Origin of the sequence: Mycobacterium sp. SMC-14 (assembly GCF_046250075.1) — a bacterium.
GTDB lineage: Bacteria > Actinomycetota > Actinomycetes > Mycobacteriales > Mycobacteriaceae > Mycobacterium.
In genome coordinates this window covers 3300406-3315939 of the sequence record NZ_CP176429.1, presented here as the reverse complement: position 1 = coordinate 3315939, position 15534 = coordinate 3300406, and the positions used below count along the sequence as shown (strand labels likewise).

Here is a 15534-nt window from a genome sequence, read left to right as displayed (position 1 = left end):
GACGGGCCACCATGGTGAACCGGCTATCGGCGTCGGAAGCCTCTTTCTATCGGCTGGAGAACACGACGACGCCGATGTACGTGCAGTCGCTGTTTATTCTGCGCAACCCGCGGGGTGGCTTGAGCTACGACAAACTGCTGGAGACCGTCGAGCAACGGCTGCCGCAGATCCCGCGCTATCGGCAGAAGATTCGCGAAGTCACCATGAGTCTGGCCCGCCCGGTGTGGGTGGACGACCACGAGTTCGACATCACGTACCACGTAAGGCATCTCGCGGTGCCGTCTCCCGGCAGTGATCGACAGCTGCACGAGCTGATCGCCCGATTGGGTCAACAACCGCTGGATCGCGCCCGTCCGCTGTGGGCGACCTATCTGATCGAGGGGTTGGCCGACAACCGGATCGCCATCTACATCAAGTCGCACCAAGCGCTGGTTCACGGCATGGCGGCCCCGGCGATGGGGCACGTCTTGGTCGACCGGACCCAGCGCCCACCGCCGTTCGATGAGGACATCTGGGTGCCACGCGACGAGCCCGGCGCCGTCGAGTTGGTGCTCGGTGCGGTCGGGGACTGGGTGGCGGCTCCGCGGACCCAACTGCAGGCGGTCGGGTCGACGGTCAGCAGCCCGCTGACCTGGGCGGGCCGCAAGGCATTCGATGCGGCCCGCGCCATCGCACGCGGTGCGGCCCCGCAGAGCCCGCTCAACACCCAGGTCTCGCAGAACCGCTTGTTCACGGTGGCTCGCGGTTCGCTGGAGGATTATCGAACGGTACGGGCCCGTTACGGCTGCGCCATCAACGACGTGGTGCTCGCCGTGGTCACCGGGGCGTTGCGGAACTGGCTGCTGGCCCGCGGCGAGCCGGTCGGGTCGACGCGCACGGTACGGGCGCTGGCACCGTTGTCGGTGTACCCCGACCACGAATTCGACTCTGCGGGCCAACCGATCGGTGCGGTCACGCCGTTCCTGGTCGACCTTCCTGTCGGAGAACCGAATCCGGTAGTTCGACTCTCCCAGATTGCCTATGCCACCGAATCGCATCCCACCTCGACCGGGCTGGTGGACGCCCGCACCATCTTGACCGTGGCGGGCTTCGCCCCGCCGACCCTGCACGCGATGGGCGTTCGGGTCGCGACCGCGTTCGCCGGGTTCTCCGGCCGGGTGTTCAACCTGCTGATCACCAATGCGCCGGGCGCGCAGCGACAGCTCTACGTCTGCGGCGCGAAGCTGCTCGAGACCTACAGCGTGCCCCCGTTGTTGCCGAACAAGGCGTTGACGATCGGGGTGACGTCCTACAACGGCACGCTCTATTTCGGGGTGAATGCCGACCGCAAGGCGATGAGTGACGTAGGAATGGTCTCGGCACTACTGGATGAGGCGCTGGCCGAACTGCTGGAGGCAGCACAGTGAGCGAGGACGAATTCGAAGCCGCTAAGCGGCGGCTCGCCGATGACGTATACGAAAAGGAATTGCTGCGTCTGCAAAGCGAATTCGTCAAACTTCAGGAATGGGTCCGCGATACCGGCACTCGGGTGGTGGTGCTCTTCGAGGGCCGTGATGCCGCAGGCAAGGGCGGCGTCATCAAGCGCATCACCGAGTACCTGAGCCCGCGCACCGTGCGGATCGCGGCACTTCCGGCCCCCACCGAGCGCCAACGAGGGGAGTGGTACTTCCAGCGCTACGTCGCGCACTTGCCGGCGCGCGGTGAGATCACACTCTTCGACCGGTCCTGGTACAACCGGGCCGGGGTGGAGAAGGTCATGGGATTTTGTACGCCCGAGGAGCACGCGCAATTCCTGAAGCAGGCCCCGGTCTTCGAGCAGCTATTGATCGACGACGGAATCCTGTTGCGCAAGTACTGGTTCTCGGTCTCGCAGGCAGAGCAGCTGCGCCGGTTCCGTAAGCGGCGCAACGATCCGCTGCGGCAGTGGAAATTGTCGCCGATGGATCTTGAGGCGCTGCACCGCTGGGAGGACTACTCCCGGGCCCGCGACGAGATGATGGCCCGCACCGATACGGCGTCCAGCCCCTGGTATGTGGTCGAGTCGGAGGTGAAGACCCACGCGCGGCTGAACATGATGTCGCACCTGCTGGAGTCCATTCCGTATCGCGAGGTAGAGCACCAGCGGGTGGACTTGCCGAAGAAGCCCATCGTCACCGGCTTTTACGAGCGACCCGACCGCAGCCTCTATCGCTATGTGGACGACTACGCCGCCACACTGCTGGGCGACGCGTGACCCGTCCACCGCGAGCGGGAGGTGCCCCCAGCGCCCGGCTTCGCCGCGCTCGCGATCGCGGCTAAGGTCTGGTCACATGCGGGTATACATCCCGGCGACGCTGGCCATGCTGGCCCAACTGGTTGCCGACGGTTCATTGCGTCCGGTCAGCGGGACTGCGTTCGCGGTGACCCCGGCGCTGCGGGAGGCCTACGCCCACGGCGACGACGACGAACTGGCCGAGGTCGCGCTGGGGGAGGCCGCGCTGGCCTCGCTGCGGTTGCTCGGTGGTGCGGACGCCGATTCGGCCGGCGAGAAGCTGCCCACGCGACGGGCGGTGCTGGTTGCCGAGGTCGAGGGGGCTACGGTCCGCCCCGATCTGGATGCAGCGGTGGTGCGGCTGGCAGGGCCGGTCGCGATCACCGACGTGGTCGCGGCGTATGTGGACAACGCTGCCGCCGAGACGGCTGTGCTCGCGGCAATGGCGGCGATCGACGACGCCGACCTCGGCGACGAGGACGCCGAGCTGACCGTCGGCGACGCCCAGGACCACGACCTGGCCTGGTATGCCACCCAGGAGCTGCCGTTCCTGCTCGACCTGCTCTGATGCCGCCCGGGCGAGGTTACGGTACCGTAGGTTCATCAACCTCCGGTAGCGGACAGGGAAGTTTTCGTGAGCAAGAAGCATTCGGCGATCGTCGCCCACATTGGTGACACCAAGCGGCCGACCGCCGTGGGCGCCGACCGTCACCCGGTCTGGAATGCGGTGCGCCGCATCGCAACACAGATCACCACACCGCTTTTGCCAGACGACTATCTGCGATTGGCCAACCCCTTGTGGTCGGCTCGAGAACTGCGTGGACGGGTGGTGGAGGTCCGGCGCGAGACCGGGGACTCGGCAACGCTGGTCATCAGGCCCGGCTGGGGGTTCCAATTCGACTACCGGGCCGGCCAGTACATCGGCATCGGGTTGCTGGTCGACGGTCGATGGCGTTGGCGTTCTTACTCGCTGACCTCGCCGCCGGTGACCGGGTCTCGCACCATCTCCATCACCGTCAAGGCGATGCCGGAAGGTTTTCTGTCCAGTCACCTGGTGGACGGCGTCGCTCCGGGGACCGTGGTCCGGCTGGCCGCCCCACAGGGGGAGTTCGTATTGCCCGACCCGGCGCCGGCCACGGTGCTGTTCGTCACCGCCGGATCCGGGATCACGCCGGTCATGGCGATGTTGCGCGCGCTGGCTCGCCGCGACGCCATTGCCGACGTCGTCCACCTGCATTCGGCGCCCACGGCAGCCGACACGCTGTTCGCCGATGAGTTGGCCGCCTTGGCGCGTGACCATCCCGGTTACCGGCTGCTGCTTCGCACCACTCGCGACCAGGGCCGGCTGGAGCTGCGGGGACCCGAAGCCCTCGACGCCGAGGTGCCCGACTGGCGTGAGCGCCAGACCTGGGCGTGCGGGCCGGCGGCGATGCTCGGCGATGCCGAACGCGTCTGGGCCGCTGCGGGGATCGCCGACCACTTGCATGTCGAGCGGTTCGCGGTAGCGCGTACCGCGACGGCCGAGGGTGGGGGCATGGTCACCTTCGCGGCCAGCGGAAAGAGCGTTGCGGCGGATGCGGCAACGACGCTGCTCGAGGCGGGTGAGAGCGCTGGGGTTTTGATGCCGTTCGGGTGTCGGATGGGCATCTGCCAGTCATGCGTGGTGACGCTGGTGGCGGGACAGGCGCGTGATCTGCGCAGCGGTGCCGACCATGAGCCGGGGACCCGTGTGCAGACCTGTGTCAGCACGGCCGCCGGCGATTGCGAGCTCGACGTCTGATGATTACCCGCTGGTAACCTACGGAGTCGTAGGTTACGATAGCGTAGGTGCAGACGGTAATGCGTTTCCGAAAGGCGGTCTGATGGCGGTAACCGACGTCGAGGTGTTTGCGCACCTCAGCGACGCCGACGTGGCGAACCTCGCCGCGGAACTGGACGCCATCCGCAGAGACGTCGAGGCGAGTCGAGGCGAACGCGACGCCCGCTACATCCACCGCACCATCGCCGCCCAGCGGGCGCTCGAGGTGACCGGCCGGGTGCTGCTGGCGGCCGGTAACCGGCGCTGGGCGCGCTGGGCCGGTACCGCCACCCTGGGCGTGGCCAAGATCGTCGAGAACATGGAGATCGGCCACAACGTCATGCACGGGCAGTGGGACTGGATGAACGATCCAGAGATCCACTCCTCCGGCTGGGAGTGGGACATGGCCGGTGTCTCCAAGCACTGGCGCTTCACCCACAACTTCGCCCACCACAAGTACACCAACATCCTCGGGATGGACGACGATGTGGGTTACGGCGTAATCCGGGTGACTCGCGACACTCGCTGGCAGCGCTTCAACCTGCTCAACCTGTTCTACAACGCCATGTTGGCGATCGGGTTCGAGTGGGGAGTCGCATTGCAGCACTTGGAGATCGGCAAGATCTTCAAAGGCCGCGACAGTCGCCAGGCGACCCTGGTCCGGCTGCGGGAGTTCGGCGACAAAGCCGGCCGGCAGGTGTTCAAGGACTACGTCGCGTTTCCGGCCCTGACCTCGCTGTCGCCCGGCGCGACGTTCGCCTCAACGGTGAAGGCCAACGCGATCGCCAATGTGATCCGCAACGTGTGGGCCAATGCGATCATCTTCTGCGGTCACTTCCCCGACGGCGCAGAGAAGTTCACCAAGACCGACATGGTCGGCGAGTCCAAGGGGCAGTGGTATCTGCGGCAGCTGCTGGGCAGCGCCAACATCGATGCCCGGCAGCCGATGCGGTTCATGAGCGGGAGCCTTTCGCACCAGATCGAACACCATCTGTTCCCGGACCTTCCGAGCAACCGCTACCCCGAGATCGCGGTGCGGGTCCGTGCGGTATGCGAGAAGTACGACCTGCCGTACACCTCTGGGCCGTTTCTGGTGCAGTACGCCAAGACGTGGCGCACCATCGCCAAACTGTCGCTGCCGGACCGCTTCCTGCGCGACACCGCCGACGATGCGCCCGAGACCCGCAGCGAGAGGATGTTCGCCGAGCTGGGGCCGGAGTTCTCTCAGACCGACCCGGTGACGGGCCGTCGTCGTGGGCTTAAGACCGCTATCTCGGCGGTTCGCGGCTGGCGTCGTGACAAGCGGATGGACCAGGCTGCCTGATTCGCCCGCGCATGGCTGGGTCGCGGCGGACAGCGGCTAGCGCTTTTTTAGGGCTTGGCTCAATTCAGCATCGCGTATGCCGCGCCAGAGCGGATCATGGCGCGGCATACGCGAGGGAAACAGACCGATCGGACCGGGGCTTGCCTGGTCAGCCGCCAGACGGCGGCCGGCCGACCATCATCGGCCGGAACCCGTAGCGGGGGGTGCCGAAGGCGCCGAACCCACCGCGGCCGCCACCACCGGCACCCGCCATCGGCATCCCACCTAGGGCGCTGTGTCCAGCTTGGCCGGCGGCGGCCCCGGTGGAGCTGGCGTAGCTGGCCAGTTGGACCGGGGCGGAGTGGACGGCGGCCGCCGGTAGGGCTGCTGCCCAGGTCGGCGGCACCGAAAGCGGGCCGACCAGCGAGGCATGGCCGATGGTTCCGGCGGCGCCGACGACTCCGGCACCGAGACTCTTGGCCGCGCCTTCAGCTGCCTTGGCGGCGCCTTCGGCGACCTTTTCGACAGCTTTGGTTGCCGGGACCAGGGAATGCGAAAGACCGTCCATGTCCTTGAACGCGGTGGTGAAAAGTCGCATGGGCGACACCATCCGGATGAACATGTCGAACGGGCTGGACGCACTCAGCGTCGGCGATCCGGTCAGGCCCCGCATCAGATCGCCGAGCATGCCGTTGAACGTGATGGTCGATCCGTCCCAGGTGATTGGATTGAGCAGATCTTCGATCAAGTTGGATGCGGCTGGGCCCGCGAGGCTGCCGAGCTGACCCGGCAGCGTAGTGGTCAGGGCGGTCAGGGTGTCGGCGTCGGTCGCAGTCGCCGTTCCGACGGCAACGGCAACGGCCGCCTCCTGGGCTGCCACCCCAGCCGGGTTGACGGTGGGGGCCGGGGCCGTGAACGGCGTCAACCGCGATGCGGCCGCCGATTGTCCGGCATAGCCGTACATGGTCGTGGCGTCCTGCACCCACATCTCCCCGTAGGCGGCTTCGGTAGCCGCGATCGCCGGCGTGTTCTGTCCCAGGACATTCGTCGCCAGCAACGACATCAGCGTCTCGCGGTTGGCCTCGACCACCGCCGGCGGAACCGTCGCGGCGAAAGCCGCATCGTGAGCGGCGGCTGCAGCACCCGCCTGGGCGGCGACCTGCTCAGCCTGCGCCGCGGCCCGGTTGAGCCACTCCAGGTGCGGTTCGAACGCCTTTGCCATCGCCGCCGCCGCCGGTCCGTGCCAGTCCGCGGTCAGGTCGGCCAGCACAGTCGCGTAGCTGGCGGTCGTGGTGTAGATATCGGCGCCGAGGGTCTCCCAGGCGCGGGTGGCGGCCCACAGTGGCCCCGAGCCGGCGCCGGAGTACATCAGGGCAGAGTTGATCTCAGGCGGCAATGTGCCGAAGTCCATGGCGTCGACCTAGCTCTAGGAGACCGCGGCCGCGTTTGCGGCCTCAGTGGCGTCGTAAGAACGCGCGCTGATGTTCAACACCATCTCCAGCATCTGCCGCATGGCGGCGGCTTGGGCGCTGACCTGCTGGTAGAGCTCGGCGTGCGCGGCGAAATTGGTGGCGGTCAGAAGCGACACCGGGTCGGCGCCCGCCGGGGTGATCTGGGTGGTGGGGGCAGCCGCCGCTGCGTTTCCGGCTTCCATGTCCGAGCTGATGGCCTGCAGCTCTCGGGCGCTCGCGGCCAATACCTCCGGCTGTGTAACAACGGTCGACATGTCTATCTCCTCTTCGCCTGCAATCACGTACAGGGACTTGGCAGGAACCTTCCAGGACATTGCCAGGTTAAGCAGCGAGCCGCGGATCGGAGAAGCCGCGAAACTCTTTGTTCACCCGTACGGGGCCAATGTTCATCGGCCGGCCCGAAGACGTTGATTCGATGACGCTTGGCGTTCACCTTGGGTCCACGCCGTTCACCATGTGACGGCGGTCAATGGATGAGATCTCAGCGACCGCCGACAGCGGTCGGAGTCGGCCTGGCCTGTTGGGTGATCGCGTGCTCAGTGGTCGCGAGTGTGAATCTCACGACGCGACTCACCGCAGAGGCGTCGTGAGATTCACACTCGGCCTTGGGGAGACGGGCGTCAGCCCTCGCGCAGCACCGTGAGCAGGCGGCGTGCTGCTTCGACACGGCGCTGTGCCGCGCCGGTCAGATTGTCCAGTGCGCATTCGGGATCGGCCGGCGGTCCCAGGTGGCCGCAGCCGCGTGGACACTCATCGATGGTCTCGGCGAGGTCGGAGAATGCCAGCAACACGTCGTCGGGTGCGATGTGGGCCAGGCCGAACGAGCGGATTCCCGGGGTGTCGATCACCCAGCCCGATCCCTCCAGTCGCAGTGCCACCGACTGAGTGGACGTGTGACGCCCCCGGCCGATGTCGGTGACCCGTCCGACGGCCCGATCAGCCTCCGGGACAAGGCGATTCACCAGAGTCGATTTGCCGACGCCGGAGTGCCCCAATAGCACCGTCACCTGGGATTCCAGCAGGGGGGCGACGGCGTCGAGCGGGTCGTCGCGGCCCGCGGTGACCACCGTGAGGTCCAGATCGGCGAACTGATCGGCGAAGGGCGCCGGATCCGCCAGGTCCGTTTTGGTCAGGCACAGAATCGGCGCCAGCCCTCCGGCGTAGGCGGCGATCAGCGTGCGATCGACCAGACCGGTGCGCGGCGGGGGATCGGCCAGCGCGACCACGATCAGCAGCTGGTCGGCGTTGGCGACCACCACCCGCTCGGTGGGGTCGGTGTCATCGGCGGTGCGCCGCAACACGGTTCGTCGCGGCCTGCGCCGTACGATGCGGGCCAGCGTGTCGGGCCGGCCGGACAGGTCGCCAACCACGTCGACGCGGTCACCGACCACGATCGGGGTGCGCCCCAGCTCGCGGGCGCGCATCGCGGTGACCTGAATGTCGACCGGGCCGTCTGGGCCGTCGGGGCCGTCGAGGACACAGCCCCAGCGGCCGCGGTCGACGCTGACCACCATGGCGGATTGGGCATCGGCGTGCCCGGGGCGGATCTTGGTACGCGGCCGCGAGCCGCGGCCGGAGCGGACTTTGACGTCGGATTCGTCGTAGTCCTCCGGTTTCAAGCGCCGGCCCCCGCGTCGGCCAACATGTCGGCCCACATCCGGGGGAATGCCGGCAGGGTCTTGGCGGTGGTCTCGATGTCCTCGACCTCGACGCCGGGGACCCGTAGGCCGATGATCGCACCGGCGGTAGCCATTCGATGGTCGGCGTAGGAGTGCCAGATTCCGCCGTGTAGTGGGGTCGCGGTGATCAGCAGGCCGTCGGCGGTCTCGACGCTGTCGCCGCCCAGCCGGTTGATCTCGGTCGTCAGCGCCGCCAGCCGGTCGGTCTCGTGCCCGCGCAGATGCGCAATGCCGCTCAGCCGCGATACCGAACCCGGGGCCGCTAGGGCAGCCAGTGCCGCCACCGTCGGGGTGAGCTCGCCGACGGCGCGCAGATCCACGTCGAAGCCGCCGTAGCTGCCCGGGCCCTGAATCTCCAGGTGCGCATCGCCGTGGCTCAGCCTGGCGCCGGTTGCACCGAAGACCTCGATGATGGCGTCGCTGGGCTGTACACCCACGGCCGGCCAGCCGGCGATGCGCACGCGACCTCCGGTGACCACGGCGGCCGCCAGAAACGGGGTGGCATTGGACAGGTCCGGTTCGATCTCCCAGTTGCGGGAAGCCGGCGTCGCCGGTGTGACCCGCCAGCGGTTCGGGGTGGCGTCCTCGACGTGTATCCCGGCTTGGCGCAGCATCGCCACCGTCATCGCGATGTGCGGGGCAGACGGCAGGGTCGCCCCGGTGTGCACCACGGTCAGTCCGTCGTCGAACGCCGCGGCCGCCAGCAGCAGGCCGGAGACGAACTGCGACGACGCGGAGGCGTCGATCGCGACGGTGCCGCCGGCGACTGATCCGGTGCCGTGGATCCCGAACGGCAGCCCGTCGCCATCGACCGCGATGCCCAGGCTGCGCATCGCATCCAGCAGTGGCGCGATCGGCCGGGTCCGGGCCTGCTCGTCCCCGTCGAACGTGACGGTGACGGTGCCCAATGCGGCCAGCGGCGGCACGAACCGCAGTACGGTGCCGGCGAGCCCACAGTTCAGTCGGATGTTCGGCTCGGGGTCGATCTTGCCGCTGACCGTCACGTGGTGGGCTACGGCTTCGACCCGCAGGCCCAGGGCCCGCAGCGCGTCGAGCATCAGGTCGGTGTCGCGACTGCGCAGGGCGCCGGAGAGGGTGGAGACACCACCACCTCGTCCGGCGGCCAGTGCGGCCAGTACCAGTGCCCGATTGGTCTGCGACTTCGAGCCGGGCACGGTCACCGTCGCGTCGATGGGTGCGGTGGGCATCGGTGCCGGCCAAGTCGTCACGGTTTCATCCTGCCAGCGCATGGCTCCAACGCTGGTATCGGCGCTCGGTAGGGCTTTTTGCCGGCTGGCTGCCTGGTATCACCCAACTGTTTACCCACCATCATTAGTGTCGGCGGCATGGCTCTGGCGTCGGGCTCGATTTTTGCTGAGTACACCATCTTGAAACTGTTGGGTGCTGGCGGGATGGGCAAGGTTTACCTTGCCCAGCACCCCCGGCTGCCCCGACGCGAAGCGCTGAAGATTCTGCGCCGGTCGCTGAGCGCCGACGACGACTACGAGGAGCGGTTTCGGCGGGAAGCTGAAGCCGCCGCAGTGCTGGTGCACCCGAACATCGTGCGCGTGCACGACCGCGGCGAATACCGCGGCCGGCTGTGGCTGTCGATGGACTACATCGAGGGTGAGACGCTCGGCGAGCTCATCACCCGCAAGTTCCCGGCCGGGATGCCGGCTCAGATCGCCATTCCGATCGTGGCCAGCATCGCCGATGCGCTGGATTACGCCCACGGGCAAGGTGTGGTGCACCGCGACGTCAAGCCGAGCAACATCTTGGTGACCGAGGACGGCGACGAGGTGCTGACCGCAGTGCTGGCCGACTTCGGCATCGCCCGGCAACTGAGCGGCCCCACCGGGCTGACCGCCAGCAATCTGGCCATCGGCACCATTGCCTACGCCGCACCCGAACAACTGATGGGTGCCGAAGGTCTGGAATGCGCTGACCAGTACGCCTTGGCCGCAACCACTTTTCAGATGCTGACCGGAGCACCGCCCTATCAGCACGAGAACCCAGTGACGGTGATCAGTCATCACTTGAACACGCCTCCTCCGTTGCTCAGTGACCGGCGTCCCGAGCTGCAACAGTTCGACGACGTGCTCGCCGCGGCGCTGGCCAAAGACCCTGCCGAGCGATTCCGGGACTGCTCGGACTTCGTCGCAGCCCTGGCCGAGCAGCTTGACGACCCGGACTCCGATGGGGAGTCCGACTCCGCCAGGACAGTCGTGCGGGGCGTCGCGCGTGCGCTGCCGGCACCTCCGCCGAGCCGGTTGTCGAAGCTGGCACGGCCCGCGGTCCTGGTGCCCCTGGGGCTTGCGGTGGTGGGATCGGTGGCGGCCATCGTCCCGCGCCTGCTGGCCGAGGAGCCGGCCGACCCCGCGGCGATAGCCGCCGGTGGTGCACCTGCGGCGGCCGTGGCGCCGCCACCCAAGGCGCCGGCGTTCGAGGGGACCTACCGTGTCGATGCCAACCGGGCTGGGGAGAAGTACAACGGCGTCCCCAACCCCGAGCCGCCCAACGTGAGCACCTGGTGGGCCGTCAAATCGTCCTGTGATGCCTCGGCGTGCACGGCGTCGGCGACGATGCTGGACGCCAAGGACCATCGCAAGACGGTGAAGACGCCGTCGGGCGGCAATGAATTGGCCCTTGAATTCACCGGCGATACCTGGCGGTCGCAGCCGCAGACCGTGCACACGCCGTGCATCGGTGTCGACGGGCGACAGGACAGTCAGACCACCACTCAGGTGCTCACGCTGGAGCCGACCATTCCGGGCGTGCTGCATGGTGCGATGGTTGCCACTGTGGAAAGCAATGAGTGCGGCCAGCGCGGAGCCCAGATCTGGGTTCCGGTGGTAGCCAGCCGATTCGGCGACGTTCCCGCGGGGATCAACCCGTCCGTCGAGATGGCGAAACCGGCCAAGCCGGCCTGATCATCGCCTGGGCGCCGCACCCCGCGTAGCGATCCGTGCGGGGCCGGGTTGGACGCTCCTTGGCGGCTCTGAGCGGCCCGGCATTGCGTCACTAAAGAATTAGAGTGCGCACTATTGCACGGCCTATTGTTATGTTACTTTCGAGTAATTCAAGGTTGCTCGACAGCTTTCGTATGGCCGAGCAGCGGTTGCCGAGTCCGCCTCGTCGGGCTGCCCGAAGGAGAACCAGTGAATCACGTACGCGGCCGGTTGGGCACCGTTGCCGTCGCTGTCGTGGGGGCGGGTTTGATCGCACCCACCGCTGCGGCTGCGCCGTCAACTGCACTGCAGATTCCCGGATTACGCCTGGCCGCCAATGACACCGCACTGCCGCTCGGCGGTGGCACGGCGTTCATCATCGGCGGCAGCGGCCTGGCCACGCCCGGCCCGTCGTACGTGGACGCCGCCATGTCGCTGTACCTGGAGCCGCTCGGCTTCACCGGCACGACGCAGGTTGTCACGACACCAGAACAGCTCTATCCGTTCTTGGGTCCCTTCGGCGGGACGCTGGATGAGTCAGTGGCGCAAGGGCAGCAGAACCTCTACGACGCGATCATGGCTCAATACCAGAACGGAGACCTGAGCGCCGAGAATCCCGCGGTGGTGTTCGGCTGGTCGCAGGGCGCAGTCATCGAGTCGCTGCTGCAATACCAGCTCGCCAGTGCGGGCGTGCCCAGTGACTACGTGCATTTCGTGATGATCGGCAATGTCAGTTCGCCGAACGGCGGCATGTTGGAACGCTTCAATCTGCCGGACGATGCGCAGCCCACTCTTCCGAGCCTAGGTCTCACCTTCAGTGGAGCCGCACCCTCTGACCTGTACCCGGTAGAGGTCTACAACCGTGAATACGACGGCTTCGCCGACTTCCCCCAATACCCGATCAACTTCTTGTCGGTTCTCAACGCGATCTTCGGAATTGCCTTCCAGCACACCACTTATCTGGGGCTGACGCCCGATCAGATCAGTGACGCGATCCTGCTGCCGAATGCATCGCCGGATTCGCTGACCAACTACTACATGATCCCGACCGAGGGCCTGCCGCTGCTGTATCCGCTGCTGTTCTTCGGAAGCGGCGGTCAGGCGCTCTACGATCTGTTCGAGCCGGTCACGCGCATCCTGGTGAACCTGGGCTACGGCAACATCGAGCACGGCTGGAGTCAAGGCCCCGCCGATGTGCCAACTCCGTTGGGATTCCTGCCGGATTCAGCGACGCTGTCGGCGCTCATGCAGGAGTTGCCGCAGGCGCTGAGCAACGCCTGGCAGCAAGGCGTCTCCGACTTCTTCGACGAGATCTTCCACCCGACCAACACCCCGCCCGGCTTCATGGCCGAGATGGAAGGCTTCATCAACGCGATCTCCGACACTGGTATGGCGGACTTCGGGTCGACGTTCCCCACGCTGAATGACCTTTTCGGTACCTTCCCGCCGCACACCGGCATTCCATTCCTGGACGTGGGCACCGCACTGTTGTTCAACTTGCCCCAGATCAACTACGACATCTTCGCCTCGGAGTTGGCCGACGGCGACCTCCTCAACGCCATCGGCCTTCCGCTCGCCGTTGACCTGGGAATACTGCCGCTCGCCGTGCTGGGCGCGTTGATCTGACCCGCCCAGCGCCTATCCGGCGCTGGGCGGCCGGTTCATCACCCGGTGGCGGTAGCCGTATCGGGGAACGAACCGGAAGCCGGTGGGCCCGCCGTTTGCGGCGGCACTGGCCCCGGGCAGTCCTGCCATGCCGGCCAGGCCTGCCATTCCGCCGCGCGGCATCGCGCCGGACTCCGCAGCGGCCACCCGGCTGGAAACCAGTGTCGCGGCAGCCTGATTGGCCGACGTCGGAGCCATCGGCCAGCTCTGCGGCACCGACAACGCCCCGACCTGAATGCCCCGGCCCAGCGCGACCGACGGCGACGCGGAGCCGAACCCCGGCGTGTAGGAGGCTGCGGTGCCCGCTTTCGCGACGTCGGCCACCTTCGTCAGCTCGGTGAACAACGCCCTGACGTCGCCGACCGCCTGACCCGATACCTCGTGACCGTTGAGGCCCTGGCCGACCATGTCGATGAGCCGGAACGGTCCCATGGCCGAGTTGGAGTAGCGGGTGAGTGTCGTCAACGGAGTAACCAGCTGTTGCAGGAACGCGGTCCACGGCGACACGGCGGCGGGGGGTGTGGCGCCGGTACCCGGGACCACGGGCGCCCCGGTGGCCGCGCCCGCCTGAGTGAGCGACTGCAAGGAGGTCAGCCCCTGCGACGTTGCCTGGGAGGTAGCCTGCGACGCCGCGGAGTTGCCGACGGCCTGGGTGGTCGCGGTGGCTTGCCCCGCCTGTGCGGCCGGATTGGTGGTCTGCGGCGGCGAGGTGAACTCCGACAGCTGCGAAGCCGCCAGGGAACCACCCGCGTAGGCATACATCGCGGCGGCGTCCTGGGCCCACATCGCCGCGTAGTGCGCTTCGGTCGCCGCGATGGCCGGGGTGTTCTGGCCGAAGAAGTTGGTGGCGACCAACATCATCAGCTGGGCCCGGTTGGCGAACACCATCTGCGGCGGCACGGTCATCGCGAACGCGGCTTCAAAGGCGGCCGCCGCGGCCTTCGCCTGAATGGCCGCCTGTTCGGCTTGCGCGGCCGTCGCCCTGAACCAGGTGGTGAAAGGCAGTGCCGCCGCGGCCATGGCGGTCGCCGACGGTCCCCGCCACGGACCGCTGGTCAGGTCCGCGATGGTCATGTCCACCGCGGCCGCGGTCACGCTCAATTCTTGGGCCAAGACATCCCAGGCCCCCGCTGCTGCCAACATAGGACCGGAGCCGACTCCCGCATACATCCGCGTGGAATTGACCTCCGGAGGCAGCGCCCCGTAGTCGATCACCAAGTCCCCTCGGGTGCTATCCGCCGAAGGGACGGCGTGGCATGACGGTCAACGCGGTGCCGTAGCGCGGACCTCCGAAACCGCGGAAGCCGGCGCCGGCCGCTCCCGCGGCCGGGATGCCGGGCATGCCAGGCATCCCCGTCGGCGGTGCGATCGGGGCGCCGCCGAGAATGCCACCCGCGGACGGCAGTGCCGCCGCGGCAGCGGGACCCACCGGCACCCAGGAGCCGCCGGAAACCGGGCCCAGCGTGGACGCCGCCGCGAGCGGCGGAGCCCAGGCCGCCGGGACCGAGAGGCCGCCGACTGCACCGGCGGCACCGGAGGCCGCGCTCGCCGCACCGGAGGCCGCGCTGGCGGCACCGGAGGCCGCGCCGGCGGCTCCCGACGATGCTGCCTTCGCGCCGTCGGCAAACAGCTTCTGCAGGCCGAGCACACCGCTGACACCACGCCACACCGCACAGACGTTGTTCGACTGCAGGTTCGAGCTGGTCACCAGTTGGGTCATCAGCTGGTTGCTCAGGTTGTAGTTCGGGTCGTTGAGGATGTCATCGGCGCCATAAGTGGTGCTTTCGGCCGATTTCGCCAGGCTCTGCATGGCGCCCGAAGCCTGGGTGGCTGTGGCATTGCCAGCCGCCGAGGCGACCGCATTGGCGTTCGCGGCGTCACCGCTCGGGTTGGTCGGGTTGGGTGGCGCGGTGAACTCGTTGAGCTGGGTCGCGGCGCTGGACTGGGTGTGATAGCCGACCATGGCCATCGTGTCCTGGGCCCACATCTCATTGTGCTCGGTCTCGGTGGCCGCGATCGACGGGGTGTTCTGCCCGAGGATGTTGGTGGCGACCAACTGCTGCAGGAGTTCGCGATTCGCGGTGACCGCAACCGGCGGCACCGTCTGGGCGTGTGCCGCCTCGTAAGCGGCTGCGGCGGAACGACCCTGAGCGGCAGCCTGCTCGGCCTGCGCTGCCGTGAGCTCCATCCAGTTGATGTAGGGCGCCGCGGCGGTCGCCATCGACGCCGACGCCGTACCGAGCCATTCCTCGGAGGTCAGCTGGCTGATGACCGCCCGGTACTCGGCCGCAGCAGATTTCAGTTCAGCGGCCAGCGCACTCCACGCCGACGCTGCCACCACCATGGGTTCCGAGCCGGGCCCGGAGTAGATCATGGTGGAGGTCACCTCAGGCGGCAACGACAAGTAGTTCATCGCGG

General features: G+C 67.6%; 13 protein-coding genes. 7 read left to right on the top strand and 6 right to left on the bottom strand.

Features of this window, described 5'->3' with window-relative positions:
• Positions 1 to 11: 11 nt before the first annotated feature.
• The 5 genes from ACKY0W_RS15710 (at position 12) to ACKY0W_RS15690 (ending at position 5373) form a co-directional block, all read left to right on the top strand.
• Positions 12 to 1406, top strand: coding sequence for a WS/DGAT/MGAT family O-acyltransferase (locus ACKY0W_RS15710; protein ID WP_409434821.1), 1395 nt, complete (start codon positions 12 to 14; stop codon positions 1404 to 1406).
• Positions 1403 to 2233, top strand: a complete 831-nt coding sequence (gene ppk2 / locus ACKY0W_RS15705) for a polyphosphate kinase 2 (RefSeq protein WP_409434820.1) — start codon at positions 1403 to 1405, stop codon at positions 2231 to 2233. The genes ACKY0W_RS15710 and ppk2 overlap by 4 nt, the downstream gene beginning before the upstream one ends.
• 76 nt (positions 2234 to 2309) lie before the next feature.
• A complete protein-coding gene (locus ACKY0W_RS15700) occupies positions 2310 to 2819 on the top strand; it encodes a DUF6912 family protein (protein WP_409434819.1) in 510 nt (169 codons plus the stop codon).
• Positions 2820 to 2885: 66 nt separating this feature from the next.
• Complete coding sequence (locus tag ACKY0W_RS15695; protein WP_409434818.1) at positions 2886 to 4031, top strand: ferredoxin reductase; 1146 nt, start codon at positions 2886 to 2888, stop codon at positions 4029 to 4031.
• 82 nt (positions 4032 to 4113) lie between these two features.
• A complete protein-coding gene (locus ACKY0W_RS15690) occupies positions 4114 to 5373 on the top strand; it encodes a fatty acid desaturase family protein (protein ID WP_409434817.1) in 1260 nt (419 codons plus the stop codon).
• A gap of 148 nt (positions 5374 to 5521) precedes the next feature.
• Here ACKY0W_RS15690 and ACKY0W_RS15685 read toward each other — a convergent pair whose 3' ends face one another.
• The 4 genes from ACKY0W_RS15685 to aroA all read right to left on the bottom strand — a co-directional run bounded on the left by ACKY0W_RS15685 (position 5522) and on the right by aroA (position 9732).
• The gene (locus tag ACKY0W_RS15685) at positions 5522 to 6763 is read right to left on the bottom strand and encodes a PPE family protein (protein ID WP_409434816.1); all 1242 of its coding nucleotides are present in this window, start codon (positions 6761 to 6763) and stop codon (positions 5522 to 5524) included.
• A gap of 15 nt (positions 6764 to 6778) precedes the next feature.
• Positions 6779 to 7078 carry a PE family protein gene (locus tag ACKY0W_RS15680; RefSeq protein ID WP_406758151.1) on the bottom strand — a complete coding sequence of 100 codons (300 nt, stop codon included), beginning with the start codon at positions 7076 to 7078 and terminating at the stop codon, positions 6779 to 6781.
• A gap of 366 nt (positions 7079 to 7444) precedes the next feature.
• The gene (rsgA, locus tag ACKY0W_RS15675; RefSeq protein ID WP_409434815.1) at positions 7445 to 8443 is read right to left on the bottom strand and encodes a ribosome small subunit-dependent GTPase A; all 999 of its coding nucleotides are present in this window, start codon (positions 8441 to 8443) and stop codon (positions 7445 to 7447) included.
• The gene (gene aroA / locus ACKY0W_RS15670; RefSeq protein WP_409434814.1) at positions 8440 to 9732 is read right to left on the bottom strand and encodes a 3-phosphoshikimate 1-carboxyvinyltransferase; all 1293 of its coding nucleotides are present in this window, start codon (positions 9730 to 9732) and stop codon (positions 8440 to 8442) included. Before aroA ends, rsgA begins: the two co-directional genes overlap by 4 nt.
• Positions 9733 to 9849: 117 nt before the next feature.
• Here aroA and ACKY0W_RS15665 point away from each other — a divergent pair, with 117 nt between their 5' ends.
• On the top strand, positions 9850 to 11433 hold the full coding sequence (locus tag ACKY0W_RS15665; protein WP_409434813.1) for a serine/threonine-protein kinase: 1584 nt from the start codon (positions 9850 to 9852) through the stop codon (positions 11431 to 11433).
• 228 nt (positions 11434 to 11661) lie between these two features.
• Positions 11662 to 13077: a PE-PPE domain-containing protein gene (locus tag ACKY0W_RS15660; protein ID WP_409434812.1), complete on the top strand. Its 1416-nt coding sequence runs from the start codon at positions 11662 to 11664 to the stop codon at positions 13075 to 13077.
• A 12-nt stretch (positions 13078 to 13089) separates the two neighbouring features.
• Here the strand turns inward: ACKY0W_RS15660 and ACKY0W_RS15655 are convergent, their stop codons facing one another.
• Both ACKY0W_RS15655 and ACKY0W_RS15650 read right to left on the bottom strand, forming a co-directional pair.
• On the bottom strand, positions 13090 to 14328 hold the full coding sequence (locus ACKY0W_RS15655; RefSeq protein WP_409437807.1) for a PPE family protein: 1239 nt from the start codon (positions 14326 to 14328) through the stop codon (positions 13090 to 13092).
• Positions 14329 to 14347: 19 nt separating this feature from the next.
• A complete protein-coding gene (locus ACKY0W_RS15650) occupies positions 14348 to 15529 on the bottom strand; it encodes a PPE family protein (protein ID WP_409434811.1) in 1182 nt (393 codons plus the stop codon).
• Between the last annotated feature and the right edge of the window lie 5 nt (positions 15530 to 15534).

Bases quoted from the DNA above. Each gene is read 5' to 3' on its own strand.
- ACKY0W_RS15710 (WP_409434821.1), top strand. From the start codon at position 12: ATGGTGAACCGGCTATCGGCGTCGGAAGCCTCTTTCTATCGGCTGGAG.
- ACKY0W_RS15700 (WP_409434819.1), top strand. From the start codon at position 2,310: ATGCGGGTATACATCCCGGCGACGCTGGCCATGCTGGCCCAACTGGTT.
- ACKY0W_RS15690 (WP_409434817.1), top strand. From the start codon at position 4,114: ATGGCGGTAACCGACGTCGAGGTGTTTGCGCACCTCAGCGACGCCGAC.
- ACKY0W_RS15685 (WP_409434816.1), bottom strand. From the start codon at position 6,763: ATGGACTTCGGCACATTGCCGCCTGAGATCAACTCTGCCCTGATGTAC.
- ACKY0W_RS15680 (WP_406758151.1), bottom strand. From the start codon at position 7,078: ATGTCGACCGTTGTTACACAGCCGGAGGTATTGGCCGCGAGCGCCCGA.
- ACKY0W_RS15665 (WP_409434813.1), top strand. From the start codon at position 9,850: ATGGCTCTGGCGTCGGGCTCGATTTTTGCTGAGTACACCATCTTGAAA.
- ACKY0W_RS15650 (WP_409434811.1), bottom strand. From the start codon at position 15,529: ATGAACTACTTGTCGTTGCCGCCTGAGGTGACCTCCACCATGATCTAC.